This window comes from Salinarchaeum sp. Harcht-Bsk1 (genome assembly GCF_000403645.1).
Classification (GTDB): domain Archaea; phylum Halobacteriota; class Halobacteria; order Halobacteriales; family Salinarchaeaceae; genus Salinarchaeum.
In genome coordinates this window covers 2,558,236-2,585,158 of sequence record NC_021313.1, presented here as the reverse complement: position 1 = coordinate 2,585,158, position 26,923 = coordinate 2,558,236, and the positions used below count along the sequence as shown (strand labels likewise).

Below are 26,923 nucleotides of genomic sequence, written 5' to 3'. Positions count from 1 at the left end.
GATTAGGGCAAATCCGCAGCGATCCGCTCGATCGACTCGCTCAGCACGTCCACGCCGATGCCGATCGAGTCCTCGTCGACGTCGAACGTCGCGGTGTGGTGCCCGCCTGGGTGGTCGGTGCCGACACCGACGTAGGCAGCGAGGCCGCCGTTGTCCTGCACGGCCTGCATGAGGTAGGTCGCGTCCTCGCTGCCGGCGAGGTCGTCGCGATCGAGGACGCGCTCGACGTCCGCGTGGCCCTTCGCGACCGCGCCGACGACGTCGCGGAGTTCGTCGTCGCTCGTGGCGGAGGGCGCACGGCCGTCCTCGGAGATCGTGAGGTCGCACTCGTGCATCGTCGCGGCGCCCTCGAGCACCGAGCGCGCGCGGTCGTCCACGTACTCCATCAACGGCGTCGTCTCGCCGCGGACCTCGACGACGAGACGCGCGTACTCTGGGATGACGTTCGATGCGGTGCCACCCTCCGCGATCCCGGCGTTGACCCGCGTGGGGCCGTCCGAGTGCCGGGGAATCGCGTAGAGGTTCTGGATCGCCGCGGCCATCGCCTGATTGGCGTTCCGCCCCTGCTCAGGGCGGCCGCCCGCGTGGGCTGGTTCGCCCTCGAACTCCGCCTCGACCTGCGCGACGGCGAGGAAGCCCTCGACGCCCGCGACGATCTCGCCGGTGGGGTGGTCGAGCCCGAGGTGGATCGCGAGCAGGGCGTCCACGTCGTCGAGGTGCCCGGACTCGGCGACGGCCTTGGCGCCGCCAACCTGCTCCTCGGCGGGCTGGAAAATTACCTTGAGCGTGCCCGCGAAGTCGTCGCTCTCGGCGATCGCCCGGAGCACGCCGACGCCGATGGCTGCGTGGCCGTCGTGACCGCAAGCGTGCATCGCGCCCTCGTTCTCCGAGCGGAAGCCCTCGGCGGCGGGGACGTGTTCGGGGTCGTCGGACTCGGCCCGCGGGAGGCCGTCGATGTCGACGCGGAGCGCGACCGTCGGGCCCTCGCCGCGGTGGAGTTCCGCGATCAGACCGGTGTGGCCGCCCTCGAGCTGGGAGACGATCGCCTCGTCGGCGCCCGCCTCTAGCGCTCGGTCGGACCACTCCGAGAGCGTTTCGTCGTCGGGCACCGCCATCCGCGCATCGCTCGCGAGCGCGTCGGGGCCGACGTGGAGGTCGTCCACGCCGATCTCGCGGCACGCTTCCACGATCCGCGCAGTCGTGTAGAATTCGCGCCACGCCGGCTCCGGGTGGCGGTGGAGGTCTCGCCGGAGGTCCACCAGTCGATCGATTTCCGTCGCTGTCGCCATGGCTGGGCGTCCGTGACGAATCCACTTAACGGCTCGCGAGCAGGCGGACTGCGACGAACGAGCGCCGAGCAGTCCCGTCCCGTGGAGACGAAATCCCCATACGCCGTGGGCGCGGAGCAGCCACCAGATGGAACGCGGGTCGATCGACCTGGCGACGCTCCCCGGCGGTCTGGACCTCTACGCGACGCTCGAGAGTGGGCAGTCCTACGGATGGATCCGAGAGGACGGCCGCTGCTACGAGGGCGACGGTCCGCCACGCTGGCGCGAACCGGCGACGGCGTCCGAGGACGCAAGCACCGACGCGCGATCGGACTCTCCGTGGTACGTTCGGGTCGTCGACGGCGACGTGCTCCGGGTGCGACAGCGCGGTGGCGTCACCGACGGGACGCTCGAGTGGGAGGGCAGCGCGGACCTGGAGGCGGACCTCCGACGGCTGCTCCGCCTCGACGACGACCTCCCCGCGATCCTCGAGAGTGCACCGGACGATCCGCTGCTCGCTTCCGCCATCGAGTACGCGCCCGGGATGCGCCTCGTCCGGGATCCGCCCTTCGAGACGTTGATCGCGTTCATCTGCTCGACGCAGATGCGGGTCGCGCGGATCCACGGGATGGTCACCGCACTGGCCCAGGCGTACGGCGAGTCCGTCGCGTTCGACGGTCGCACCTACCACGCGTTTCCGGAACCAGCCGCGCTGGCCGACGCGACAGAGGCGGAGCTACGGGACCTCGGTCTCGGGTATCGAGCCCCCTACGTCCAGGAAACCGCCGAACTCGTCGCCAGCGGGGAACTCGAACCGACGGACGCCCTCGGCGAGTCCTACGAGGACGCCCGAGAGCTACTGACCGGGTTCGTCGGCGTCGGCGACAAGGTCGCGGACTGCATCCTCCTGTTCTCGCTCGGCTACCTGGAGGCCGTCCCGCTCGACACGTGGATCCAGACCGCGATCGCGGAGTACTACCCGGAGTGCGACCGCGGAAACTACGCGGAGACCTCTCGGGCGATCCGAGAGCGTTTCGGCGGCGAGTACGCTGGGTACGTTCAGACCTACGTATTTCACTGGCTCCGCGTCGGCCCCGAAGACGTCTAGCGCCCCGAAGGAAACGAGTCTGCGACGCCACCGCCAGCGGCGTCCGTTGAGCTTGCTCCGCTCCTCGATCCGACGGCGACGCCACGTGGAACTACAGCTTCTCGAGGGATAGCGTGTACCCACCGGTCGCCTGACCGGACAACGAACCGGGCCAGAGCGTGTAGGTACCGTCAGCGGGCAGCGTGGTCTCGAAGCCGCTGTTGAGCGTCGACATGCTGCGGTCGTCGTTCTCCACGACGAGGTTGTCGTTGCCGTCGACCACGAGCAGCCAGCAGTCGAACGCCTGGGAGTCCTGCGTTGCCCGGATGCGATCGCCCGAGGAGCCGCTGAACTCGTGGGGCGTCGCGAGATCGTTGTAGATCGGATCGCGCGGACCGTCGGCGACGATCTCGTCCTCGACGGTGTCGCCGTAGGAGAGTCCACCGCTGCCGCCGTCCCCACCGACGATTGGCAGCGACGAGCAGCCAGCGAGGCTCGCGGCGCTCTCCGAGGGCGTCGAACCGTGCGGCCAGCACGGCAGCTTCCACACCTTCGTCTACGACGGTCCCATCTTCGACGCGCCGGTCCCGTTCGAGGTCGGGAAGACCGAGACCCGGCCGGTCGGCGACGGAGCATTCCACTACGCCGTCCTCAGGCTCGCGGAGTAGGCGGACACCTTCCGTGGACACCGTTTTTTGCCGAGCCCCCGAACGGGCAGGCATGAGTGAGCAGACCGAGGATCGTCGTCGCGCACACGTGTTCGTGACCGGCCGCGTCCAGGGCGTCTTCTTCCGGGCGACGACGCGGGATCGAGCCGAAGCGGTGGGCGTCGACGGCTGGGTTCGCAACCTCGAGGACGGCCGGGTCGAGGCGGTCTTCGAGGGGACCGACGAGCAGGTGACGGAGATGGTCGAGTTCTGCCACGAGGGCAGCCCAGCGGCGTCGGTCGAAGCTGTGGAGGTCGAGCGCGAACCGCCCGAGGGACTCTCGGGATTCGACGTACGGCGCTGACCGGACAGGTGCACGAGCCTGCCGATCAGGTTCGGCCCCGGAGACGACGAATCCGGATTCCGACCGGGGCCCGATCGGGGATTGGGTTTAAGCCAATCCCGACCCCTACCCGTGTGCATGCAACTCAAGTCGGCACTCCGGTGGAGCCTCTACGACCGCGCGCTGGCCCTGCTTCCCTTCCTTCTCGGCATCGGAATCGTCGCCGCTGGCGTCTGGCTCGGAGCGGGCGCCTTTCTGAGCGAAATCGCCTTTGGCGATCCCTCCGACGCCGGCCAGCCCGCGAGTATCCCGATGATCGCCGGCGGATTCGTCCTCGGGCTCATCGTCTGGCAGCTGGGTCGCTCGGCGGTGCGCCACCACACCATGCGAAAGGCGATCGAGAACCAGATCGACGAACTCGTCGACGAGGAGCGGATCGCGAGTACCGCCGCGAGCAAGGTCGACGATCGAATCGCCGACGTCGAGGCGGACGTCCAGCAGGTGAACCGCAAGACGACGCGGCTCGAACAGCAGGTCCGTGGCGACGAACTGGGCAGCGACGAGTTCGGGAGCGACGACGGGAGCGCCGCTGGCGGCGCAGAACCCGCCAGTGCTGCCGCGGCTGGTGGCGCTGCGTCCGTCGACAGCACCGTGGACGAGTCCGGACCGGATGCGATCGGGACTGATGCGACGAGCGAGGAGGCGGTCGAGAGCCATACCGCTGACGATACGGGCGACGACGCGCAGGCTGCAGGAACCGGATCAGCAGCTGCCGGATCCGACGATCCTGCGGAGACGGAGGCCGGTTCCGAGGCTGGCGAGGACGGACCGTCGGACGGTGTGGAGGAACCGACGAGCGACGACGAGTCCGAAGCCGACGACGAACCCGACGACGGCTTCGAGTGGGAGGGCGATACCGATGACGGCGAGTACTACCGGAACTCCTGAGACGACTCGCTCACGCCACCAGTCGCAGCCCGATCAGGCTTCCAGGATGTCGTCGGACTCCATCTCGGGGACGCGCAACTCGCCGTCGAGCGCCAGCGCCCCGTTCCCGCCGACGCGGATTTTCTCGCCGGCGCGAACCCGCACCGTGCCGGGCCGCTCGACGTAGTGACCCTGTTCGATCAGGAGTTCCTCGGGGAGGTCGCCGTCGAACGCGCCGACGTGGCGGAGGAACGCGCCGGTTGCGCCACTGGCCGTTCCCGTCACGGGGTCTTCCGGGACGCCAGCACCCGGCGCGAAGGCCCGGGCGTGGACGTGCGCCTCGCGCTCCAGCGTGTCGAAGGTGAACGGATAGATGCCGACGGCGTCGACCTCGTCGGCGATCTCGGCGACGGCGTCGAGGTCCGGATCGGCATCACCGAGCTGTGAGAGGAAGGCGACCGGGACGAGCAGCCAGGGAAGCCCGGTCGAGGAGACCGCGAGCGGCAGTTCGGATTCGAGGTCCGTGACCGCGGAGGGCCGGAGACCGAGCGCCGCCGCGAGCCGTTCGCGGTCGAGGTCGACCCGCCGGATCGTCGGGTCGTCCTGCGTCATCCAGACGGAGCCGTCGTCCTCGACAGTCACCTCGAGGACGCCGACGGGCGTCTCCACCTCGACCGTTCCAGCACCGATCGCGTCGGTGGCGGCGAGGCCCGCGAACGTGCCGATGGTCGCGTGGCCACAGAGGTCCACTGGCTGCGTCGGCGTGAAGTACTGAATCCGGTAGTCCGCGCCGTCGCCGTTCGCCAGGAACGCAGTCTCGCTGACGGACAGTTCGCGGGCGATCGCCTGCCGCTGGGGTTCGGAGAGACCCGCGGCGTCGGGCACCACGCCGGCGGCGTTCCCCGAGAGCGGTTCGTCCGTGAACGCGTCGACGAGCAGGGTACGCACGGTCTGCATACGCCGGGCGAGGAGGGCCGGACACAAGACGTTGCGGGGACGCTGCAAGTGGGACGGGGTCGACGGGGTGTTCGACGGTGCAAGAGGGGACCGGCCCACAGACGCGTGCAGGGGAGCCCAGGAAGCGCGCAGGATCGGAAGGTATACCGAAGTAGGAAGCGGGCGGGAGGGCCCGAACGTCAACGGGCGGAGGGGGCCGAACGTCGCACGAGTGGAGGGCGAGCGCGTCAGCGGGACTCACAGCACAGCGCTCAACGCTGCAGCCAGGCCGCGAGGTCGGCGACGACCGACTCGGAGACCTGGTTGGGGACGGCGTATGCCTGCGGGACCGACGGGCCCTGGCCGGGGAGAAACGCGTGGTTGAGCGGGTCGTAGGCGGAGAGCGCGACGTCGTCCGCGTCGCCGAAGGCAGATTGCCACGCCGCGAAGTCGTCTTCGACGGTGACCTGGTAGTCGCGACCGCCCTGGAGGTAGTGCTGGGGGACGTCGAGGCCTTCGGCCGTCGCGACCGGATCGTAGCCGTCGAGACTCCGCCAGAGCGCCCCGGGATAGCCCAGCAGCGACTCGTCGTCCTCGAAGTTGCCGGTGCGAATCTGCTCGGCTGCGCGCTGCCACTGGTTGCGCTGTTGTTCGATTCCCGAGGGCGTGTGTTCGCCGACGGACGCGAGGTGGTCGACCTGGTCGAGGAAGACGTCCGCGAGCGGACGCGTCGGCGCGGCGAGGCCCACCGCCCCGGCGACCCGACCGTCCCGGCGTGCAATCTCCGGCGCCATCATCGCACCGAGGCTGTGCCCGACGACCGCCACGTCGTCGGCGAGGACGTCGTCGCGGTTGCGGAACCACGAGAGGGCGTGAAGCGCGTCGTCGACGGTCACGTGATCGACGGTGTGCTCCGCAGCCGCCACGTTGCAGGCGAAGGTGCGTTTCTCGTAGCGCAGGACGGCGACGCCGCGGCTCGCCAGCCCCTCCGCGAGGTCGCGGTAGGGTTTGTTCGCGCCCACCGTCAGGTCGCGATCGCTCGGGCCGCTCCCGTGAACGAGGACGACCCCTGGCGCCTGCTCTGCGTCAGCTGGTGTCGTGACCGTCGCGCCAAGCTGACACCCGCCGGGTTCGAGCGTGTGCTCCGTCGCGTCGAAGCGCCCGGCATCGGCGTAGCTGGCGCGCTCGTACTCCCCAGCGATGATGGCGGACCGGATCTGGACGTCCTGCGTGACCGTGACCCGGAACGGCGCGGTCGTCCGTTCGAGCTGGAGCGTCAGGTCGACCGCATCGAGCCCCGAGCGGACGCTCGTCTCGACGCCCGTAATCTCCTGGAACGCGCCACCTGCGGCGTTGAACCCGAGGCGGAGCCGCTCGAGGATCGCCGGCGTCGCCCGCGACTGGTACGCCTCCACGAACAGCGCCTGACCGGCCTCGTACTCGCCAGCGAAGAGGTGGTCGACGAGCTGTCGGGCGGCAGCCTCCGGCGACTGCGGTTCGTCCTGCGCACTGCCGTCCCCGGTCGCGTCGCCGTCGTCCGCTGCAGGGGCGTCGGTGGAGCCGCCGGTGGAGTCGTTCCCGTCGTCGCCCGAGCCGCCACCACCGTCGCTCGAACAGCCCGCGATCGCGGCAGCGCTGGCAGCGCCCAGTGCCTGCAATACACGGCGTCTGGTCGGAGCCATACGCCCCGGTCGTACCGCCTGCCCCCTAAGAAGTGCAGCAGTGTTGCAGTCGCTGCAACTGTGTGGAACGATCGTCCTGAACACGACGGTGCCGCGAACTCCCCGTGGCGATCAGCCATCGTCCTGCGGGACTGTTTTCCATCCACGCGTTCGAGTGCGGACATGGACGAACTCGGCGGAATTTACGCGCGCTCCGTGCCCAGCCTCGACGCCACGGTCCAGCTCGGCGTCGCGAGCGGGAAGCTCATCCAGTGTTCGTTCCCGGCGACGCCCGAGGCGAACGCCGAATCCGAACACGAACTGCTCGACCGGATCGAGGCCTACGCCGAACAGGAGACCGAGGACGACTTCCGCGACGTCGAGATCGCACTGACGATTCCGAGCGACCAGCGCGCCGTCCTCCAGACGCTCCGGACGGTTCCCTACGGTGAGACCACCACCGTCGAGTCGCTGGTCCGACGGACGCCGGGACTCGATCCGGATGGCGACGACGCCGCGGCCACCGTGCAGTCGGCGCTGTCGGCAAATCCGATCCCGCTCGTGTTACCCGATCATCGCGTCGACGACGGGCGCGGCGCTACACCGGGGGCGGTGCGGCGGCGCCTCCGTGCGATCGAGGGGATCGAATCGTAGGGATCGATCGAGGAAATCGACGCTCGAGACCGATCGACGGAGTCGACGATCACGGATCGACCGCGAAATCGGCGGAGAAAACTGCGGCGGCGACTCCGCGCCGTCGACGGTTACTGGTCGAGTTCGAAAGCGACGGTGACCTCTGCCTGGTACTCGCGGTCCGCGACGGAGGCGACCTCCACGCCGAGTTCGTCGACCTCGGCCCAGTGAATGTTGTCGAGGGTGTCTTCGGCGCGGTCGAGCGCGTCGTCGGCCGCGGCGTCGAAGCTCTCGGGGCTGGTACCGATCAGGGTGATTTTCTTGAACACCATGGACCTGATACGTCGGCAGGCGGGCAAATAAAAGCTCGCGCCGGCGCGGTGCGTCCTCCGGCCTGTGCGGTCAGCGGCCCCGAAGCGATCCTTCTTGGTAGCGAAAGCCCGCGTCCCGGAATAGCTGGCGAGCTGCGTCTCGGTCGAGTTGGCCGTCCTCGCCCGGGAAGCCACCGGTGACGCTCTCCCCGTCCCACCGTAGCTCCTCGGAGACGTACGCCGTGTCGTGGAGCGGTGTCTCCGTCGCCATGGCGATGCCGTCGAAGACGGCCTCGACGACGTGATCGCGGTCGATCAGTCGGCCGAGCGCCGACCGGAACGCGTAGTTCGAGAGCGGATGGCGACGGGTGTTGATGCCGATCAGGTAGTAAGAGGGCGTGGGCGATTCGAGGACGCGGACGTCGCTTCGATCCCGTGCGTCGGGCACGTCATCCACGGGGACTGTTCCGTCGAGCACCTGGACGCGACCCTCGGCGATGTCGTCGAGGACGACGCCGATGTTCGGCGCGCTCTCCGCAGAGAGCGTCTCGTAGGCTGGACCGCCCGCGAACGGCTGGAGGGCGTTCGGGAGATCGGACGTGGTCCGGAGGAAGTGGTCGTCGAACCGCTGGAGCGTGAGTGACTGTCCCTCCTCCGCGCTGTCGAACCGAAGCGGGCCACTGCCGACGGGAGAGGACACAGAGGCAGTGATGGCCCTGGTGAAGTACTCGTGCTGGAGCGAGGAGCGGCTGTTCCAGACGTGTTCGGGGAGCACCGGAACCGTCAGCGCCGTGGGGGCGAGCCCCACCCGCGTCGGGTGGAGTTCGATCTCGACCGTCGTCTGGTCCACGTCGCTCACGCTGCGCACGAGGCTCGTCTGCTGGCGAAATCGCGGTGCAGGTACGGGCGAGTCGGTCCCGCCGAGCGCCGTGTCCTTGCAGAACCTGTAGGTGAAGGCCACGTCCGACGCGGTGAGCGGCGTCCCGTCGTGCCAGCTCAGGTTCGGGCGGAGATCGACCGTGATGGTGTTCGACTGGCCGTGTACGGAGTACTCCGCGGCGAGCCACGGCACGTACTGGTCGCCTACGCGCTGGACGATCGGATCGTAGAGGAGATCGGTGAGCCGGTCGTGCAGACGGTACTCGACGGCGAGGACGTTCCGGTTCCTCGTGACGTTGGGGCGCTGGAGGCCGACAGTCAGCGTGTCGAGGTCCCCCTCGGGGCGGTCGACCGTGAGGTAGGCGAGGGACGACGCGAAGCTGACGCCGCCGCTGAACGTGAGGTCGGAGGCGACGGCGGTCGTGTGCGGCCTGGAGACGACCGTCAGAAACGGCTGTTGTTCCAGGAGTTGTCGTTGCAGCCGCTCGACGAGCATCGCTCGATCGTCGGTCGCGAGATTGTCGGATGCGGGATTGTCGGATGCAGGATCGTCGGTGCCCGTCGCCGGGCGTCGCTGAGCTTCGAGGAGGTCGTCGGTCCGTGGCGAGGCGTAGCCGAAGGGGTTCTGCATCCCCAGTTCCGGCGCGAACTGCGAGTGGAGGAGCGCGCGCAGTTCGTCGGGATCGCGATGACCGGGTATCTCGGTGACGAACAGGTCGTAGTCGTGGTTGAAGAAGGCGTCCCGCAACAACTGGACCTCGTCGATCAGATCGTGGGAGACGTCGATCCCGACCGTTTCGAGGTGGTCGGCGAGCTCCCTGCCGAGCAACACGGCGCTTGGATCCCGATCCGCCGGGACGGTCTTGACGCTGAGCGAGATGGGATCGGCGGCATCGTAGGTGATCTGAGACCGGAGGCGAGAGAAACAGCCTGCGGTCGCGGCGGCCGCGCCACCGCTCGCCGCCGTCAGGAGGGAACGGCGAGACAGGCCAGTGGAGGGCATTGCTTCGGGAATATTCGGCACGGCATTTAGGTGTTGGGTCATCGTCACCGCTCCTGCCTGCGCTTTCGGATACCCCAGATCACCCACTCGAATCGGTACGGAGCGCCGCCCACGACCGTCCGTCGGGCCAGAAACCAGTCGCTCGCTCAGGTCGGCGTCGCCGGACCAGGCGGCGCGCGAACGACCTCGTAGTCCTCGCCGTCGATCGCGATAATCGCCCACTCCTCCGAGTCCCCACCTGCCAGCCGACGACGGAGCGTGCCGACCTGCTCGCTCGGCGTCACGTAACAGTGCAAGCCCTCGTCGTCGGGATTGGCCTCGCCGTCGGTGGCGGTCACGCGGACGACTTTCCAGTCACGTTCCGCACGGAACTCCGACCCCTCACCCACGACGGTGTACCCCAGATCGTCGAAAATCGATCGCGCTCTGGTCGCGAGAGACGCGGTAACACTCTCCATTCGTGTTACTTGTCGGCACGCACCACCCTAAAACTTCGCGTACGACGGTCGTCGAAAGAATGTGCGGGAAGTTCGGTGATACGCACGCTGAAACCGCTCGGGCGCGACGCGTAGCCAGTTCCTCACTCGTGGGCGGCGTCCCACTCGGTGGGCTTTCGCTGATTGCCGCAATTGTCACACTCGATCCGGCCCATCGTGTCCATCATCGCGTCGAGGCTCCCGCAGGCACCACAGACCCAGCCGTAGCGCCGCGCTCGCTCCGGATCCCGGTAGGCGACGTAGAACGGACCGCGAGAGCCCCGGTCGCCCTCGTCGGTGGCGACGTAGAGCGTCTCTCCCTCGCCATCGGTAACCGTGTCCATGCTCGATCGGTGGAGACACCTCGCAAAAACGCTTGTCGTCCCCGCCGAACCTGCGACGGACGGTCGAGCGGGAGGGGCTTCCAAGCGGTTCGCGGTCGGGTTTCGCGGCAAGCGTGGTCTTCGCTAATCGAGTCGCTCCTCGAGTTCGGACAGGATCGCAATCGTCGCCGGACGATGCAACGGTTCGTTGCGGTTGCCACACTGGACGTCCATCAGGCAGGCCGGACAGCCCCGAACCCCGTCACAGCCACAGGTGTCGACGTGCTCGCGAGTCCGGGCCACCAGCGAATCGGCGTGCTCGTAGATCCCCCGCGCGTACCCGATCCCGCCGTCGACGCCGTCGTGGATGAACCAGGTCGGCACGCCGGTTTCCGGGTGGGGATCGATGCTCAGCCCGCCGATCTCGGAGCTGTCGAGCCGGAGTTCCAGCGGCGCGAGTTCGATCATCGCGTGCTCGGCGCCGTGGAGACCGCCGAGGAAGGTGTACTGACGCTGGCCCCGTCCGTACTGGGCGGGTTCGGCGAGGAGGTCCTCGGGCGGCACGTCCTCCAGCGCCGTCTCTCGCAGCGATTTCGGCGCCTCGACCCACGTCAGCTGGGTTCGCAACTCGATTGGCCCGAGGCCGGTCTCCTGGATCGGACCAACGAGGTCGCCGCTCTGGACGTCGCGGCGCTCGTAGTGCGCGTAGTGGACGCTGACCGTGCCGACGCCGAACTTCAGGTGCCAGCCGTCGCCGAGGTCCCGGCTGGTTCGCTCCTCGACGTCGGAGACGGACTTCGTCGAGTGGGTCCTGGTGTAGACGTCCTCCTCGATCTCCGCGAGAGTCACGCGGGGCTGGGGCAGGTCCTCCTCGAACTCCACGACCTCGTACTCGGTCCCGTCGTGGATCACGACCGCACCCGGGTGGTACTCCCGGTAGGCGCGATCCTTCCCGATCGGCGCGACGTCGATTTCGCCATCCGCGCACTCGACGAGGAACGTCTCCGAGTCCGTCGCGTACATCGAGACGTCGGCCTCCGGACGCGGCGGGCCGTCGTAGCGGACCTCGCGGTCGAGGTCGCCGACGAGCACGCCGGCCTCCTGCCACATCGAGACGGCGCGGTCGAGGCGGTCGTCGGCGTCCTGAACCTCACCCGCCGGCAGGGCACTCGCACCGAACCACCGCTCGTCGTCGCGGTCGATCGGCAGTTCGTTCGCGGCAGCCAACAGGTGCCGCGCGTAGACAGCGTCGTTGCCGAGGTCGATCACTGCGTCCTCGACGTCGTCCTCGAAGAGGAACTCCGGATGGTCGAGGACGTACTGGTCGATGGCGTCCGCTCGGCCGACGAGCACCGAGAGCGCGTCCTCGGTGCCCCGGCCGGAGCGACCGAGGCGCTGCCAGAAGGACTGACGGGAGCCTGGGTAGCCCGAGAGGACCGTTGCGTCCACGCTCCCGACGTCGATCCCGAGTTCGAGCGCGCTGGTGGAGATCACGGCGTCGAGGTCGCCGGACTGGAGGCGTTCCTCGATCTGTCGGCGCGTCTGCTTACCGTGGCCGGCGTGGTAGGGCGCGACGGAGAGGTAGCCGCTACCGGCTCCGGATCCGCCACCTGCAGGGTGATCACTGGCCGCTCGCTCCGCGCCCTTCGCCGTCAGTTCCGTCCCCTGCCGGGAGCGAGAGAACGCGAGCGTCTGCACGCCGTGAAGCCCGAGGTGGGCCACGATCTCGCCGGTTGCAGCGCCCGCACGCTTGACCGCACCGAGGTACTCGTCCATGCCGTAGTCCTCGCCGAGGTCGTCTTCCAGCGGCGGCTTCCAGAACGCGATCTCCCGGCGACCGTGTGGGCTGCCGTCCGCGTCGACCACCGCGTGCTCCTCCCCGGTCAATCGGAGCGCGTGTTCCGCGGGATTCCCGATCGTCGCGGACGTGCAGACGATCCGCGGGTCGGCGTCGTAGAAATCGAGGACGCGGCGGAGACGGCGCAGGACCCACGCGACGTGCATGCCGTGGATCCCGGACGCGGCGTGGGCCTCGTCGATCACGAGCAACGCGCAGTTCCCGAAGCACTCCCGCCACTGCGTGTGGTGGGCGAGGTAGACGTTGAGGCCAGCGGCGTTCGTCATGACGACGTCGGCGTTCTCGCGGATTTCCGGGCGACGATGGCCGGGCGTGTCACCGTCGTAGACCGCGACCTCGAAATCGAGTCCGAGTCGTCGGTACAGGTCGGCGATCGAGGCCCGCTGGTCCCGAGCGAGTGCCTTCGTCGGGTAGCAGACGATCGCGCGAGCGTCGGGATCCGCACGCTTCCGGAGGGCGACGTAGAGTGCGTAGACGAGCGTTTTGCCCGACGCCGTCGGGGTGGCGACCGCGACGTTCTCGCCGTCGCGGAGTCGCTCGATCGCGTCGGCCTGGTGGGCGTAGAGGTCGTGGCCGAGTCGGTCGGCGAGGTCGCTCGGGAGAACGTCGGCGGCCGGAACAGTCTCGGCGGATTCGGCGGGCTGGGTCCGGGTGTGGACGATCTGGTCGTCGTAGTCCGGGAAGCGCGCCTCGAAGTGCGCGGGGTCGAGGATCTCCGCGTGTTCGCTCCAGCCACCGTTCCGTCGGTCGGCATCGGAGCCGTCGTACTCGGTCATTCGTTCTCACATCGAAGGCGGGACACCCTCGCCGCGGCGAAGGGAACCAGTAGCTCACGCGCCGTCGGCCCGCCGTGCATCCCGATCTTGGGCACGATCCGCTCTGCAGCCGGATGCACGATCTTCCGCTCGGGATGCGTACAGACGAGATCACCGCACCGGCGCTGGAATGCTGACGACGGAGCCGGCCCGAAGAGTTCCACGTCGGTTACGGTCTCGTCGTCGAAAACGATCGCGCCGCGTGCCTCGAGCGTCCGCCGGACCGTCGCTCGCTCACCGTCGCGCACCGCGAGGTGACTGACGCGGTAGTCGCCCCACGGCGGGACGGGGTCGCCGTTCGGGCGTCGCTCGAGGGCATCGGCGACGGCCTGGATCGTGGTGGGGTCGAGACAGCCTTCGGGCCCGGGGTCGAAATCGACGAAGCCGTGGTCGGCGGTGACCAGCAGAAGCGTCTCCCTGGCGGTCGCAGCGTCGAGGTCGTCGTAGAGTGCGCGGGCGAGTGCCGAACAGACCGTCTCGAGCACCTCGTGGTACGCGGCCGAATCCGAGCCGCTGGTGTGGCTCACCGCGTCGACGTCCGGGACGTAGACGTAGGTGTACGACGGCCCCGCGCTGGATTCGAGCACCGACCGGAGCACCTCCGCACCGTCTTCGATCCCGTCGTACGGGACCTGGGTCGCGCCGCGGAACGTGGCGTTCGCGTAGGCCGTCCCCAGCGTGCCAGCCGGTTGCACTACCCTGGTTTCGACGTCGGCAGCTTCCAGGGCCGGATAGATGGGTTCCGACCGAACGACCCCGCTCGGGGGAATCGGCGGCGTCGTCTCCTCGACTCCGTCGCGGACGGCGTGCGGGAACGCCTCGACGATCGCGTCGTGCTCGGGAAGCCGGACGTCCCATCCCAGGACCCCGTGCTCGGCTGGCGGAGCGCCGGTGTGGAGCGTCGGGATCGCGGCGCCGGTCGAGGACGGCAACACCGAGGTCAACGGCGTGACGGATCCCCGTTCGAGGAATCGGCCGACGAATCGACGATCGGACGCGTCCCGGTGGAACCGATGCCAGCCCAGCCCATCGATGACGAGGACGACGACCTGGGAGAGGTCGGGGTGGGAGACGTCGGAGTGGGCTTCCGCAGGTGAGGACGCGCCCACTGCACCGCCGAGGGTTTCGGCGGGGAGGGACGCGCTGACGTCGGAGACGCCGCTCGGATCGGGCTGACCGACGTCGACGCCGAGGACGCCGGCAGCAGTTCCCGGCACGCCCTCGATGCAGTAGCCCCCGTAATCGGGATGCACGATCTCGTCGCGTCGGCAGCGTTCGAGCAGCGCCGCGCTGGCGTCGGTTTCGTACATCTCAGAAGTCACCCAGGCTCCCCTGGGTCGTCTCGGCCGTCGGTTCGCGAACTGCTCCACCGGAGTCTCCTGCCGTTCGATCCGCCGCGTCGATCGCGTCGTAGACGTGCGCCAGTGCCCGCACGTCTGCCTCGCAGTAGGCTTCGAGCGCTTCCCAGTCCGGCTCGGTTTCCGGCGAGGGGTCGGCCTGCCACGTTCGGTAGACTCTGGCGACCTCCGCGCCGTCCAGGGGCAGTGCGTTGGCGTGTTTCGTCGTTTCACCGTCGTCGAAGCCCAGCGCCGTGGCCACGTCCTCGAGCCGATTCGTCCGCGCCGGGAACGACGCATTGCCGTCTCGAATCGCCCAGGCGTAGGGGTCGAACGTCCAGGCGTCGGCCCAGACGGTACGGTACTCCGGGCAGTGCATCTCGATCAGTTCGGCGAGGACGGGGAAGTCGAACGGCTGACCGTTGTACGCGACGAGTGGCCGCTGGGAACCCTGATCGACGCGCTCCGCGTACCACGCGCAGAACGATTCGAGCGCTTCGACCGGCCGGTCGGGATCGGCTGCCAGGAACGAGCGATACGGCTGATCGGCCTCCCTGTCGAGCACCCCGATCAGCCACGCCGTCGACGGTGAGAGGCCGTCGGTCTCTATGTCGACGAAGATCGGTTCGGGGCCGGGGAGTCGCTCGTCGGTCCTGCGGCGAACCCGTCCGGCTTCGAACGCCCGCGCACAGTTGACGATGCTCGTTGCCGTCGAGCGAGCGAGGTCGTCGAGATCCGCGAGGGTCGCGACGTCCGCCTTCGCGAGCGCTTCGCGGTCGGGGTACCCGGCCTCCCGGAGCGTCCGGGCGCGCTGCTCGCCGACGCCGTCGATCGCTCGCAGTCCGAGCGAGGCCGCTCGGAGGTCGCCACTCGACACGGTGCCGTCCACGCCGAGTTCCAGGCTCGCGATCGCCGTCTCGGTACTGCCAGGGCCCCCGGACGGAGCGCCGTCGATCGAGCCCGGGGCGACCCCGCGGACGGTCAGTTCGCCCCACTCGCCGTAGTAGTCGGTCGGGAGGTTCGTGGAGAGATGGGTGTAGGACCCCCGGAGCGCGTGGTCGGCGTCGCGTTCGCCGGTCGCGATCGCGCGGCGGTAGGCCGCGACGCCCTGGCGAACAGTTCGGAGCTCCGTGGGGCGGACCGAGAGATCGAGCGCGTCCGTGAGGACGTAGGTGTGCGTCGTGGCGTCGATTTCGCCAGCGGTTTCTAGCGCCGCGAGATCGGCGACCGACGCCGTCGATCCGGCGACGGCCACCTGCACGTCGCCGACCGCGCCGATCGACAGTTCGCCGCCGGCCTGGTCGGATCCGGGCGCGACGACCGGCCGGTCGAACTCGGGTAGCGCAGACCGAAGTCGAATTCTCGTGTTCGGGGTGGTCGCGAGGAGTGCGTGCGGATCGGTGGCCGCTATCGCGTCCCGTAGCTGCGCGGTCGCCAGCCCGTCGAGGGCGTCCGAATCGACGACTGCGAGGCGACCGTGCTGCATCTGTCACGCCGGAGGTGCTCGGTCCGGAAAAGTTGCTCGCGCGATCGCTGCCGACCGCGCGTTTTTCCGCCCCCGTCGCGTAGGCGTTCCCATGTCCGAAACCGCGACCGACGATCTCCCCGAGACCGACGCCGAGTGGCGCGAGCGTCTCGACGAGGACGAGTACCACGTGCTGCGCAATTCCGGGACCGAGCCCGCCGGCTCCGGCGAGTACGACGACCACTGGGAAGACGGCCAGTATCGCTGTGCTGGCTGTGGGGTCGTCCTCTTCGACAGCGACGCCAAGTTCGAGCACGGCTGTGGCTGGCCGAGTTTCTTCCAGCCCGCCGCGGAGGATCGCGTCGAGTACGAGGAGGACACCAGCCACGGGATGGTCCGGACCGAAGTCCTCTGCGCGACGTGCGACGGTCACCTCGGTCACGTGTTCGACGACGGCCCGGAGCCCACGGGGAAGCGCTACTGCATCAACTCCGTCGCGCTCGACTTCGAAGCCGAATAGCGCACGCCAGGACGTCACTAACGCCGCAAGGAACGGCTCGATAGTCCACTCGGCACCGTCCCACCCATTGGCACCGTCTCTTCCAGCTCGGCGGTCGTCGGGTGAGTCCCGCCAAACCCGGGTGGATCGCGACCGCTCGCGTCGACCGGATTCGGGTGCTGTAGCGACCTGGGGAAGGTCGGTCCGCGACGACCGAACTATGGTCGGACGGACGGTAGGAACCGGCATGGAACCCGAGCGCGCCGTCGATTCACACAGCCTCACTGGCGAGGGACCCATGTGGCACCCGGACGAGCAGGTGCTCTACTGGGTCGACATCCCCGACGGCGAACTGTTCCGCTACGATCCCGAAGCTGGCGAGAACGAGCTCGTCTACGACGACCCCGACGCCATCGGCGGCTACACGATCCAGGCCGACGGGTCGCTCCTGCTGTTCGAGGACAGCGGTCGCGTCGAGCACTTCGACGACGGCGAGGCCGCCGTCGTGATCGAGGCGCTTCCTGGCGAGGCAGAGTCCCGGTTCAACGACGTGATCGCCGATCCCGAGGGGCGCGTGTTCGCGGGAACGATGCCGACCGACGACCACCTCGGGAGTCTCTACCGCCTCGATACCCACGGCTCGATCGGGCGCGTCTACGAGGACGTCGACGTTCCGAACGGGATGGGCTTCGCACCCGACCGCGAGACGATGTACTTCGCCGAGTCCGAAGCCCGTCTCGTCCACCAGTTCGACTACGACGCCGACAGCGGCGCCATCGACGAGGTCGACCCCTTCATCGAGGTCGATGGCCCCGAAGTCCCGGACGGACTCACCGTCGACGGCGAGGGCGACGTCTGGATCGCGTTCTGGGACGGCGGGCGCGTCGGGCGATACGCCCCGGACGGCGTCGAACGCGAGGTCGTCGAGTTCCCCGCGAAGAAAGTCTCCAGTATCACATTCGGCGGCGAGGACTACGAGGACGCCTACGTCACGACCGCGCTCGGAGAAGACGGGAACGCGCGCGAGGAGGAGGGCGACGGTGCGGGCTCACTGTTCCGTTTCGAACCCGGCGTCAGCGGGGTACCGGAGTTCCGTTCGCGAATCGAACTGTAACGACTCCCCGTTCCAGCGGGATTACTGCTGTTCCAGGGTGAGGGTGTATGGGCCCTCACCGCCCGCGTAATTGTCGAGCGTGAATGTCGTCGCCCAGATGGTGTAGGTGCCACTCTGCTGGAGCGTGTAGTTGATCTCGCTGTCCAGCGAGTAGCCGTTGTCGTCGTTCACCGCGACGCGTTCCCCGTTGGGGCCCTCGAGGATCAGGTACGTGTCGACAGGATCGGACGTCATGGAGATGACCACCGAGTCACCGGCGGAGCCCTGGAACTCGTAGGCGTCGGCGTTGGCGTCGCGCCACTCGCCCGCGACGCCGTCGTCTTCGGTGAGTTCAGCGTTGACGGTCTGGCCGTAGGAGAGCGTGCCGACGACCGGCGACGGGTTCGAGTTGTCGGTCGTCGAATCGCCGTCGTCGCTGGTGCCCCCGGTGCTGTCGTCGGTCGTTCCACCGGTGCTGTCGCCAGTCGTGGAATCGGTGCCATCGTCGGTCGTTCCACCGGTGCTGTCGTCGGTCGTGCCCCCGCTGTCAGTCCCGCCCACCATGCCGGAGAGGTCGACTTCGCCGACCTGGTTGCCGTGACTGTCGTAGTAAACCATCACCACGTAGCTCTGGTCCTCGTTGTAGAACAGGTCGACGCGCTGGTACATCGAGTTGCTGTCGCTCGGCGCCTCGTACCTGACCTGGCAGACGTCGTTCCCCTCGCGGTCGGTCATCCCCTGCACGCTGGCGGAGACGTTCTCGTTCATCTCGCCGCCGCTGGCGGACAGTTCCTGGAACGCGTTCTGGTGACACCAGTCCGGCGTACCGGAGCCACCACCGCCACCGAGGATGCCCCCGGAGCAGCCAGCCATCGTCACGAGCACGATCACCGCACCGAGTGTCAGTAGCTTCCGTTGCACGGCAGTACCCAGCGAGTAGTGGGGCATAACAACGGTATCTAGGTGCTTCGTGTCTACCGATTATTCCACGCTATCGAGATCGAACGGTGGGAAGACGGGCCAGCGGCGGCCGATCGAGGCCGTCGCCCATCGGTGGCTCTGATCCCCGTCGCACTGGTACCGATCGGGCCAGGTACTCCGGCGTCTCGATCCGATCCCGCCGGTGGTTACGCCTCGGGGAGGTGCTCGAGTGCTGCGAGTAGTTCCGCCTCCGTCGTCCAGCGCGTCACGCGTCCGTCGCGGTCGAGTACGTCCACGAACTGCGAGGGGAGCGCGTCGAAGTGCTCGTGCTCCTCGGCTTCCGTCGGGTACTCCCGCTTCAACACGTGGACCTTCGACCGGTATTCGGGGCCAGAGACGACGCCGAACTCCCACTCGTGGCTGCCGTCGGTGTCTTCGAGGACCGGGACGATCAGGTCCGCGCGCTCGGCGAGGATCCGGAACTTCGTCGGCCAGAACTCCCAGGCCTCCGGGACGTCCTTCATGAGATAGGCGAACGCGTCGTCGCGGTCGTTCAGCCGAGCTGTGACGGCCTCGAGGCGGGCCTCCGTCTCGTCGCCGTCGTAACGACCGAGGACGAAGTAGCTCGTCTCGGCCTGGAGGATTCCCTGAAATACCTCGCCGAAGACGGCGCGCTTGATGGCCTGGTACTCCTCGGGCGAGAGGGTCTCCTTCTCGGAGAGACTGCGGGTCTGCTCGAAGACGGCGGCGAGATCCGAGTCGTCGGCCATCGGTCTACTCCGGTGCTGCGCAGGCGTGGGTAATAATTCCGCCGCGTCTCACTCGACGATCGTCGAGCCATCTCGAGACCGTAGCGGCCGAGATCGATCCGTTCGCAATCGTTTCGGTCGTCACCCATACAGTTATTGCGCGGCGGTCCCTTGCTTCACGTATGGCAGCGATCGATCCCGGCGCGGACGACGGTTCGGAGGGGTTCGACACCTGGAAAGCGATGCAGGTAGTCACCCAGGAGACCCGCGCGAGCATCGTCGCCGACGTCGTCGGCCACCCGGAGGGAATGCCCTCCGTCCCCGAACTGGACTACGTCAACCCCGACGTCCACCGGAGCGCGATCAGCGAGCACCTCGACAAACTCGAGGACGCCGGCATCGTGGGTAAAGCAGAGATCCCCGTCGGCGAGCGCTCCCGGGACCTACCCTACGTGTTCTACTACGTGACCGACGACGCCCGGGCGTTCTTCGATCGGAACGGCATCTTCGATCCCGACACGTGGACGGACCAGTACGCCAAGGTCGAGAAGACGGACGCGATCGAGCGGATCGAGGCGATGGAGCGGCCGTCGCGGGAGTAACGTGATCCAACCCTTCACCGAACGGGTTCGCACCGCGAGCGGTCCGGGGTAATCGAGCTATTACTTTCCGCGTCGGCGGGGCAGAGCGTCCATGGACCAGCGGGCGGACCGGGCCAGCGGCCCGGAAACGGACGCGACCACCGACCCCATCGTCGTGGACGGGTTGACGAAGACCTACGGCGACGTCACGGCGGTCGCCGACGTCTCCTTCTCGGTGCGCGACGGCGAGATCTTCGGCTTTCTCGGCCCGAACGGCTCCGGCAAGTCGACGACGATCAAGGCGATGCTGGGGTTGCTCCACCCGGACACCGGTACCGTCCGACTCAACGACCACGACGTCGCGACGGACGGCAAAGCGGCCAAACGCGACGTCGGCTACCTCCCCGAAGCGCTGGGATTCTACGACAACCTGAACGCGGTCGATACGCTCGAGTTCTTCGCGCAACTCCGGGGCGTGACGGACCCGGACGTGCACGCCGCGCTCGCGGAGGTCGGCCTCGAACACGCGAAGCACCGCCCCGTCGATACGTACTCGAAGGGGATGCGCCAGCTCCTCGGGATCGCACAGGCGACGATCGGGTCGCCGTCGACGTACGTCCTCGACGAGCCGGCCTCCGGACTCGACCCACGGTGGGTCCGGAACGTCCGTGAGAAGATCTTCGCGCTCCGGGACGCGGGTGCCACGATCTTCCTCTCCTCGCACATCCTCTCGGAGATCCAGCGCCTCTGTGACCGAGTCGCGATCATCGACGACGGTCGCCTCCTCGTCGTCGACACGGTCGCCGCCGTCGGCAACCACCTCGAGATCACGCCCCAGCTCGAGCTAACGGTGCCGGGGCTCGACGGCGAGATGCCGCAGGTGCTCTACAAGCTCGACGGCGTGGAAACCGCCCGCGCGGACGGCGACACGCTCCTCGTCACCAGCACACCGGGGACCCGAGCAACGGTCGTCGCTCGCCTGGTACAGGCGGGCTACACCGTCGCAGACTTCCGGACGCTCGAACCGTCGCTCGAAGAGGCCTTCGTACAACTGATTGCCGAGGGCGACGATGACGGCTGGACTGGCGGGCCGAATCGCGGTGGAATCGGCACGGGCTCGGCGGATCAGGGGCAGCCGAGTCCAACGACGACGCAGCACGACGACTACGGACGGCGGGAGGCGGATCGAGAGTGAGCGTCAACGTGGCCGCGATCCGCGCCGTCGCACGGAAGGAGTTCGAGGACCAGATCCGGAACCGGTGGATCCTCGCGGTCACCGTCATCTTCGTCGTGCTCACGATCGCTGCCTCCTACCTCACGGGCGGCCAGACGGCCGGCAACGAGGTGTTCGGCGGCCTGGAGGGCACCGTCGTCACGCTCATCAGCCTCTCCTCGCTGCTCATCCCACTGATCGCCATCATGCTCGGCTACGCGACGATCTCCGGCGAGGTCGAAAGCGGCGCGATGGGACTCGTGCTCTCCTATCCCGTCTCTCAGGGCGAGGTACTGATCGGGAAGTACCTCGGCCTCAGCGCGGTGCTCGTCGTCTCGACGATCGCGGGTTTCGGTGCCGGCGGGGTCGTCATCGCCGCGGTCGCGGGCACGGCCAACGCTGGGGCGTACCTCGTGTTCATCCTGCTCGCGATCCTGCTCGGCCTGCTCTACCTCTCCCTCTCGATCTCCTTCTCCGCGTACTGCAAGCGCCGCTCGACCTCGATCGCCTCGGGTATCCTCCTCTTCTTCTGGTCGACGATCTACGGGACGATCGTCCTCGGGATCCACCTCTCGACTGGCGGTTCGATCGAGGACTTCTTCGGCCCGGAGGTCACGTTCCCGGACTGGCTCTGGCGGTCGCTCGTGTTGAGCCCGATGGACATGCACCAGCAGGCCGTCCTACTGGCCTTCGGCATCACCGAGACGTTCGGGTACAACGTCGATCCCCCGGCGTTCATCACGATCGAGTACCTCGTTGCGGTGCAACTCGTGTGGACGATCGTACCGCTGGGGTTGGCGTACATCTTCTTCCTGCGACGGGACATCTGAGCCGAAGCGGATGGTTCGTCGGCGAGTTTCGACGCCGACCGATCAGTACGGCCCGATCTCGAACTGCCTGGCGAACGATCCGCTGCCGGTCCCGAAGCCAAAGAGCACCGACTCCATCGTCCACTCGGCACGCACGTCGATCGTCGTTGACTCGTCCGTGTCGAGGCGGACGGGGAAAACGCCCAGCACGCTCGCCTCCTCGAAGACGCCGCTGTCGCTCGTCCAGGGAAGCGTCGCCGTGTCCCAGCGGTTCGGATCCACAGGCATCGGATCCTCGACGCCCAGCGAGGCAGAACGCTCGACCGGGTCGCCGAAGCCCCAGTGGAGGAGGTCGCCGATACCCAGCGCCATTCCGACGAACGGGAGGCTGCTCACGATCCGACCGGTACCTTCGTTGATCCGCTCTTCCGCCGCGGAGGTTTCGAGCGGCTCGTAGGACACGATCGAGGTGCCACCCATCGGAACCCCAGTCCTCGCGGGGTGGTAGACCTCGACGGGCAAGCGTGGGCGTTCCTCCCGGTCACGGCTCATCGACCCCTCGTGAGGCGTGCCGACCGACGCGACGTCCATCTCGCGGGGGTGTTCGACGTCGGTATACGCGCCGTAGCTGACCAGTACGTCGTCTTCCGGGTAGGAGAGGCTGATCAGCCCGTCTGTCAGGTCGAACGCTCGGGTGCCGACGTTGCTGGGCTCCGCGGCGGTGGCGGCGTTCGTCACCTCGACGCAGATCGTCTGGAGGGCGGGATCGGGAAATCCGATCTGCCGCCAGACGGAGACGACGCCCAGCGGCCCGGAGCCGGAGTCGGCGATTTCCGGGCCGTAGAGTAGCTCTCGGCGGAGCGGCAGGTCCTCGCCGTGGTTCTCAGCCAGCGATCCGCCCTCGAACGTGAAGCCGTCGAACCAGTCGCCGGAGCGTGCGAGGACGTGCACCCTGTCGGCTGCGCCGATCGATTCGAGCGTGCCCGCGTCGAGCGTGACCCAGCCACCGTCACCCACCTCACTGGAGGCGAGTTGCTCGTCGTCCTCGTCGCGGTAGACGCGGACCGTGCCGCCAGCCAGTGCGTTCGCCCGGGAATCGACGAGCCGCGCGGCGAAGGGTGCGTCGGGTGGGGCCGTCTCCGCCGGCGTCGAACCGCCGCTGCCGACCTTCTCGAGTTCCAGCTGGAAGGCCCCGGTGTCGGCTGGTTCGCTCGTCGTCACGAGGATCTGGTACGCTTTCGTTTCGGGGAGTTCGTACGGCCCAATCCGGCGGCCTTCGGCCTGGCCGTCGGTGAACTGCTCGCTCCCGACGACCGACTCCGCCTCGAGCACCAGGGTCACACCGTAGTCTGCTGCGGTGCTCGGTGGGTAGACCCGAATCTCGACCACGTCGCCGGCCTCGCCCTGGAACGAGACGGACTCGTAGTGTCCCCGGAGGCCCTCGGGGTCGTCCTCGTCGACCTCGACCCAGGTGACGGTCCCGTAGGAGATCGAGTCGGTTTCGTCGTCGCTCTGCGTCGACCTCGCGAATGCTGGATCGGCGAGCGAGGTGCCGAGGATCGCGGAGCCAGTAACACCGAGAAGACCGCGTCGGGACAAACCCGAACCCGCGTTCGATTCGTCGTCGTTCCGGCGTCGCTCGTCGCCTTGATCGTGCTGTGTCACGCGTTTCGTTCGGATCTATTCAGGTATCGCTGATAAATATCGATGAAGCGGCATCGTTCAGGACGCGCACCGAGGTATCGAACGGAAAGCCACGGCCCGGATTTGAACCGGAGGAAGACGGTCGGCCTCGCTCCGCTCGGCCGCTGCGACTTCCGGGGTTCATATCCGGCGGTGGCTTGCGCTCCTCACGTTCGTTCGTCGCAGCAAGCCACGGCCCGGATTTGAACCGGGGATGGGCGGCTCTGCAGGCCGCTGCGTTCGGCCGGACTCTGCCACCGTGGCGCAGGTACAAATCCGAGACTGGCCGGCTTATGCGTTGCGATGAAAACCACGCGAGGGGATGGGCGGCTGTCGCACGCGAGCGAAGCGAGGGTGCGACGCTGTCGGGCGAGCGACAGCGAGTCCGACAGAACTGCAGGCCGCTGCGTTCGGCCGGACTCTGCCACCGTGGCGCAGTTCAAAATCGGTCAGTGGTCGGCTTATGCATTGCGATGAAATCCGCAAGCTGGAACCGAGGCCAGTCAGCTACCCTGCGTCGGCTGCTCCACGAAAATCGCGTAGCCGATGCCGCCGGTCGCCGGCACGCTGCCGACCGCGAGCGCCGTGGACATCGCCAGCGTCGAGACTGCGCCGAGGACGCCAGCGAGGGCGATGGGGAGGGCGATCACCGCGAGCAGGAGGTCGTAGCGGGAGACCGAACGCTGCACGTGACCACTGTCTGTCGCGAGCTAATTAAATATTATTACAGCGTCCTGGCCCGCGCGACCCGCTGTAGCCTCCGAATCTGCCAGCGACCTCAGTACTCCGGCGGCGCGTAAACGTTGATCGTGACGAGGGGCTGGTCGCCCGTCGCAGTGATCTCGTGGGGTTCGCCCGGTTCGATGAGGACGAGCGTGCCCGCCTGCAGGTCGTGCGTATCGCCGTCGATCGTCGCCTCGCCGCTTCCCTCGACCACAAACAGCCACTGGTCGCTCTCGGCGTGGCGGTTCGAGGGACCGCCCGTCGATTGGCCCGGTTCGAGCGTCATCGTCGCCGCCTGCGAGCGATCCGTGCCGGCGACGACGTCGAAGAAGCCGGTCTGCGCCGTCGTGTCGATTCGCTCCATGGGAGAACGGAGTGCAGCCAGCGCCCTGGCTCTTTGGCTGGGCGATTAGCACGGGGCGGATGGGAGGGAAAAACGCGTTACTTCCCCCAGAACGGGTCGCGCTTCCGGTGCTTCTCGAGGTACATGTTCAGCGCCTCGATCTCGTCGCCAGGGAGGTCGTCGGTGAGTTCCTGCTCGAGGATCTTCGCGTGCTTCTCGGGGATCAGCGTCCAGAGTTCGTCGCCCTCGTCGATCTGGCGGCCGACCGTCGGGCCGTCGATCGCGACGGAGACCCGGTCACCGCGGCGGGCTTCCGAGACGTCTTCGCCCTGCTCCTGGATGCCGGAGAGTTCGCCGATGCGCTCGGGTTCGCTCCCGGTGAACCGGGCGACGGTGGAGTTGTTCTTGAGCGTGCCCGCGACGACCTCGACGCCGACGACGGCGGGATCGGACTGCCGGAAGGTGTGATCGGGGAGGATCTGGAAGCGCGCGGGGCGGGTGATGTTGTCGAGGATCTGCTCCTGCTGGGCCTCCTCGCGCGCGGTGACGAACTCCTCGTACTCCTCGATGAGCTGATAGATGACGTCGTCGTCGAAGATTCGGACCTCGGCGTCCTCGGCCTCGCGCGCGGCGTCGTCGAGCACGTCGACGTTGAACGCCAGGATCGCGCGGTGCATGGGATCGTCGGCGGTCTCGGCGACGGCGACGTCCCGCGGCGCGACGTCGCCGACTTCCGCCCGGACGATCGGGATCTCGGCCTCCTCCGTGGCGTTGGCGATCGCCTCGAGGCTGCCGAGCGTGTCGGCCTTGACGACGACGCCCTCCTCGCCGGTCGCGACGGCGACTTCCGCGAGTTCCTCCTGAACCTCGGCGATGACCTCCTCGACCGGACGATCCCGGACGGCCCGCAGTGGCGCACCCGCCATCGCCTTCTCGAGTTCCGGCGCAGCGACCTTGATCCCGGCCGCGGCGGAGACGGAGTCGACCTGCTCGAAGCGGCTCTCGGTGCGAATCTCGGCGAGCGGTTTCGGTTGCAGAAGCGCACGGACGTCCGTGACGATCGGCTCGTCCTCGCCGCCGACGACGATCCGGTCCCCGGGCCGGAGCTGGCCGTCGTAGAGCACGACGTCGATCGTCGTCCCGAAGCCCTTCTCCTCCTTCACTTCGAGGACGGTGCCCACGCCAGGACCCTCCGTGTCGATCTCCATTGCCTCGCGCATGTAGCGCTGGGAGAGCCCCATCATCACCGCCAGCAGGTCCGGGATGCCCTCGCCGGTTTCAGCGGAGACCGGAACGACGCCGACGTTCGCCTGGAAGTCCTGCACGCGCCAGTACATGTCAGCGGAGAAGCCCGCGTCCGAGAGCTGGCCGATGATCTCGTAGAGGCCCTCGTCGAGCATCGAACGAACGCGGTCGGATTGGGCCTCGTATCGCTGCTGAATCGGTGCGCCCTCCTCGGGGCGCCAGCCGGGCACCGTGTCGACCTTGTTCGCCGCGACGACGAACGGCGTCTCCGTCCGGCGGAGGATGTCGACCGCCTCCTCGGTCTGGGGCTGGAAGCCGTCGTTGACGTCGACGACCAGGACGGCGATGTCCGCGAGCGCGCCCCCGCGAGAGCGCAGCGTCGAGAAGGAGTGGTGCCCCGGCGTGTCGATGAAGAGGAGCCCGGGCAGGTCGAAGTCGTCCGGATCGACCAGCGCGCCCGCGATCCCGGAGATCGTGTCCAGCGGGACCGCCGTCGCGCCGATGTGCTGCGTGATCGCGCCGGACTCCCCGGCCGCGACCGCCGAGCCCCGGATCTCGTCGAGGAGGCTCGTCTTGCCGTGATCGACGTGCCCGAGCACGGCGACGATCGGGGTGCGAAGCTGCTCGTCGCCGCCCTCCGGTGTGGGTGTATCTGCCATCGTGAACCCTCAGAAAGTGCTTGGTGGAATCGAGCCCTGCAGCGGCATTAACTCTTTTCAAGTGCTGATTCGCTATGGAAGGGAGTTGCTTGGGTCGTTGGCTTGAACGCGACCGCAAACTCCTACGGAAGCCCCCTCCCGCTCGACGCAGCTAACTCGCTGTGGTCCTCGCCTCACTCGCTTCGCTCGTTCGGCTGCGGTCCTTACTTCGTTACCTGCGACGAGCGGTCGGCCCCTTCCGGAGCCCCACCCAGGGAGATAGTCGAGTTAGCCAAAATCCCGGCGGGTGCGGTGGCGCGCGTTTCGCGGCTGTTTCAACAGCCGCGTAGCGTGCGAGGGACGAGTAGCGCAGCGAGCGGAGCGAAGCGAGCAACGCAGGAGGCTGGGGAGGGCCGAGGATGCGGTGGGTGGGACATCGAAAGGGGCCGGGCGGTCG

Annotated in this window: 26 protein-coding genes and 1 tRNA gene; 9 read left to right on the top strand and 18 right to left on the bottom strand. The window is 68.0% G+C overall.

Annotated features, from left to right (window positions below):
- Positions 1–2 precede the first annotated feature (2 nt).
- Positions 3–1,289 carry an amidohydrolase gene (locus L593_RS11880; protein WP_020447214.1) on the bottom strand — a complete coding sequence of 429 codons (1,287 nt, stop codon included), beginning with the start codon at positions 1,287–1,289 and terminating at the stop codon, positions 3–5.
- A 127-nt stretch (positions 1,290–1,416) separates the two neighbouring features.
- On the opposite strand from L593_RS11880, the gene L593_RS11875 reads away from it, so the two are divergent.
- A complete protein-coding gene (locus L593_RS11875; protein ID WP_020447213.1) occupies positions 1,417–2,376 on the top strand; it encodes a DNA-3-methyladenine glycosylase in 960 nt (319 codons plus the stop codon).
- A 91-nt stretch (positions 2,377–2,467) separates the two neighbouring features.
- On the opposite strand, the gene L593_RS11870 is transcribed toward L593_RS11875, so the two are convergent.
- Positions 2,468–2,905 carry a hypothetical protein gene (locus L593_RS11870; RefSeq protein ID WP_020447212.1) on the bottom strand — a complete coding sequence of 146 codons (438 nt, stop codon included), beginning with the start codon at positions 2,903–2,905 and terminating at the stop codon, positions 2,468–2,470.
- Positions 2,906–3,075: 170 nt separating this feature from the next.
- Between L593_RS11870 and L593_RS11865 the strand changes: the two genes are divergently transcribed.
- Together L593_RS11865 and L593_RS11860 are read left to right on the top strand one after the other, a co-directional pair.
- Positions 3,076–3,366: an acylphosphatase gene (locus L593_RS11865; RefSeq protein WP_020447211.1), complete on the top strand. Its 291-nt coding sequence runs from the start codon at positions 3,076–3,078 to the stop codon at positions 3,364–3,366.
- 117 nt (positions 3,367–3,483) lie between these two features.
- Positions 3,484–4,293, top strand: coding sequence for a hypothetical protein (locus L593_RS11860; protein ID WP_020447210.1), 810 nt, complete (start codon positions 3,484–3,486; stop codon positions 4,291–4,293).
- Between the two features lie 33 nt (positions 4,294–4,326).
- Here the strand turns inward: L593_RS11860 and L593_RS11855 are convergent, their stop codons facing one another.
- Positions 4,327–5,229: a PhzF family phenazine biosynthesis protein gene (locus tag L593_RS11855; protein ID WP_020447209.1), complete on the bottom strand. Its 903-nt coding sequence runs from the start codon at positions 5,227–5,229 to the stop codon at positions 4,327–4,329.
- 251 nt (positions 5,230–5,480) lie between these two features.
- On the bottom strand, positions 5,481–6,890 hold the full coding sequence (locus L593_RS11850; protein WP_144060757.1) for an alpha/beta fold hydrolase: 1,410 nt from the start codon (positions 6,888–6,890) through the stop codon (positions 5,481–5,483).
- A gap of 162 nt (positions 6,891–7,052) precedes the next feature.
- Here L593_RS11850 and L593_RS11845 point away from each other — a divergent pair, with 162 nt between their 5' ends.
- Positions 7,053–7,523 (top strand): MGMT family protein, encoded by a 471-nt coding sequence (locus tag L593_RS11845; RefSeq protein ID WP_020447207.1) that lies wholly within the window; start codon positions 7,053–7,055, stop codon positions 7,521–7,523.
- Between the two features lie 110 nt (positions 7,524–7,633).
- Here the strand turns inward: L593_RS11845 and L593_RS11840 are convergent, their stop codons facing one another.
- The 7 genes from L593_RS11840 to L593_RS11810 all read right to left on the bottom strand — a co-directional run bounded on the left by L593_RS11840 (position 7,634) and on the right by L593_RS11810 (position 15,990).
- Positions 7,634–7,834, bottom strand: a complete 201-nt coding sequence (locus tag L593_RS11840) for a dodecin (protein ID WP_020447206.1) — start codon at positions 7,832–7,834, stop codon at positions 7,634–7,636.
- Between the two features lie 70 nt (positions 7,835–7,904).
- Complete coding sequence (locus tag L593_RS11835) at positions 7,905–9,695, bottom strand: ABC transporter substrate-binding protein (RefSeq protein WP_020447205.1); 1,791 nt, start codon at positions 9,693–9,695, stop codon at positions 7,905–7,907.
- 146 nt (positions 9,696–9,841) lie between these two features.
- Complete coding sequence (locus L593_RS11830) at positions 9,842–10,153, bottom strand: hypothetical protein (RefSeq protein WP_020447204.1); 312 nt, start codon at positions 10,151–10,153, stop codon at positions 9,842–9,844.
- 122 nt (positions 10,154–10,275) lie between these two features.
- The gene (locus L593_RS11825) at positions 10,276–10,515 is read right to left on the bottom strand and encodes a DUF5816 domain-containing protein (protein ID WP_020447203.1); all 240 of its coding nucleotides are present in this window, start codon (positions 10,513–10,515) and stop codon (positions 10,276–10,278) included.
- Positions 10,516–10,638: 123 nt separating this feature from the next.
- Entirely contained in the window at positions 10,639–13,128 is a 2,490-nt protein-coding gene (locus L593_RS11820) for a DEAD/DEAH box helicase (protein WP_020447202.1), read from the bottom strand.
- The gene (locus L593_RS11815) at positions 13,125–14,477 is read right to left on the bottom strand and encodes an alkaline phosphatase family protein (RefSeq protein ID WP_049894107.1); all 1,353 of its coding nucleotides are present in this window, start codon (positions 14,475–14,477) and stop codon (positions 13,125–13,127) included. The genes L593_RS11820 and L593_RS11815 overlap by 4 nt, the downstream gene beginning before the upstream one ends.
- Position 14,478: 1 nt before the next feature.
- A complete protein-coding gene (locus L593_RS11810) occupies positions 14,479–15,990 on the bottom strand; it encodes a ribonuclease H-like domain-containing protein (protein ID WP_020447200.1) in 1,512 nt (503 codons plus the stop codon).
- Between the two features lie 91 nt (positions 15,991–16,081).
- On the opposite strand from L593_RS11810, the gene msrB reads away from it, so the two are divergent.
- Both msrB and L593_RS11800 read left to right on the top strand, forming a co-directional pair.
- Positions 16,082–16,489: a peptide-methionine (R)-S-oxide reductase MsrB gene (gene msrB, locus L593_RS11805; RefSeq protein WP_020447199.1), complete on the top strand. Its 408-nt coding sequence runs from the start codon at positions 16,082–16,084 to the stop codon at positions 16,487–16,489.
- Positions 16,490–16,715: 226 nt separating this feature from the next.
- Entirely contained in the window at positions 16,716–17,582 is an 867-nt protein-coding gene (locus L593_RS11800) for an SMP-30/gluconolactonase/LRE family protein (RefSeq protein WP_049894105.1), read from the top strand.
- A 21-nt stretch (positions 17,583–17,603) separates the two neighbouring features.
- On the opposite strand, the gene L593_RS11795 is transcribed toward L593_RS11800, so the two are convergent.
- Positions 17,604–18,482: a PPC domain-containing protein gene (locus tag L593_RS11795; RefSeq protein WP_144060756.1), complete on the bottom strand. Its 879-nt coding sequence runs from the start codon at positions 18,480–18,482 to the stop codon at positions 17,604–17,606.
- Between the two features lie 206 nt (positions 18,483–18,688).
- On the bottom strand, positions 18,689–19,252 hold the full coding sequence (locus L593_RS11790; RefSeq protein ID WP_020447196.1) for a hypothetical protein: 564 nt from the start codon (positions 19,250–19,252) through the stop codon (positions 18,689–18,691).
- Between the two features lie 161 nt (positions 19,253–19,413).
- Between L593_RS11790 and L593_RS11785 the strand changes: the two genes are divergently transcribed.
- The 3 genes from L593_RS11785 (at position 19,414) to L593_RS11775 (ending at position 21,855) form a co-directional block, all read left to right on the top strand.
- On the top strand, positions 19,414–19,833 hold the full coding sequence (locus tag L593_RS11785) for a helix-turn-helix domain-containing protein (protein ID WP_020447195.1): 420 nt from the start codon (positions 19,414–19,416) through the stop codon (positions 19,831–19,833).
- 91 nt (positions 19,834–19,924) lie between these two features.
- Positions 19,925–21,007, top strand: coding sequence for an ABC transporter ATP-binding protein (locus L593_RS11780; protein ID WP_020447194.1), 1,083 nt, complete (start codon positions 19,925–19,927; stop codon positions 21,005–21,007).
- Positions 21,004–21,855, top strand: a complete 852-nt coding sequence (locus L593_RS11775; protein WP_020447193.1) for an ABC transporter permease subunit — start codon at positions 21,004–21,006, stop codon at positions 21,853–21,855. The genes L593_RS11780 and L593_RS11775 overlap by 4 nt, the downstream gene beginning before the upstream one ends.
- 42 nt (positions 21,856–21,897) lie before the next feature.
- Here L593_RS11775 and L593_RS16090 read toward each other — a convergent pair whose 3' ends face one another.
- The 5 genes from L593_RS16090 to infB form a co-directional block, all read right to left on the bottom strand.
- The gene (locus L593_RS16090; RefSeq protein ID WP_020447192.1) at positions 21,898–23,499 is read right to left on the bottom strand and encodes a hypothetical protein; all 1,602 of its coding nucleotides are present in this window, start codon (positions 23,497–23,499) and stop codon (positions 21,898–21,900) included.
- A gap of 206 nt (positions 23,500–23,705) precedes the next feature.
- Positions 23,706–23,781, bottom strand: a tRNA-Cys gene (locus L593_RS11765).
- A 239-nt stretch (positions 23,782–24,020) separates the two neighbouring features.
- A complete protein-coding gene (locus L593_RS11760; protein ID WP_020447191.1) occupies positions 24,021–24,206 on the bottom strand; it encodes a hypothetical protein in 186 nt (61 codons plus the stop codon).
- Positions 24,207–24,295: 89 nt separating this feature from the next.
- Positions 24,296–24,604 (bottom strand): cupin domain-containing protein, encoded by a 309-nt coding sequence (locus L593_RS11755; RefSeq protein ID WP_020447190.1) that lies wholly within the window; start codon positions 24,602–24,604, stop codon positions 24,296–24,298.
- Between the two features lie 77 nt (positions 24,605–24,681).
- Positions 24,682–26,487, bottom strand: coding sequence for a translation initiation factor IF-2 (gene infB / locus L593_RS11750; protein WP_020447189.1), 1,806 nt, complete (start codon positions 26,485–26,487; stop codon positions 24,682–24,684).
- Between the last annotated feature and the right edge of the window lie 436 nt (positions 26,488–26,923).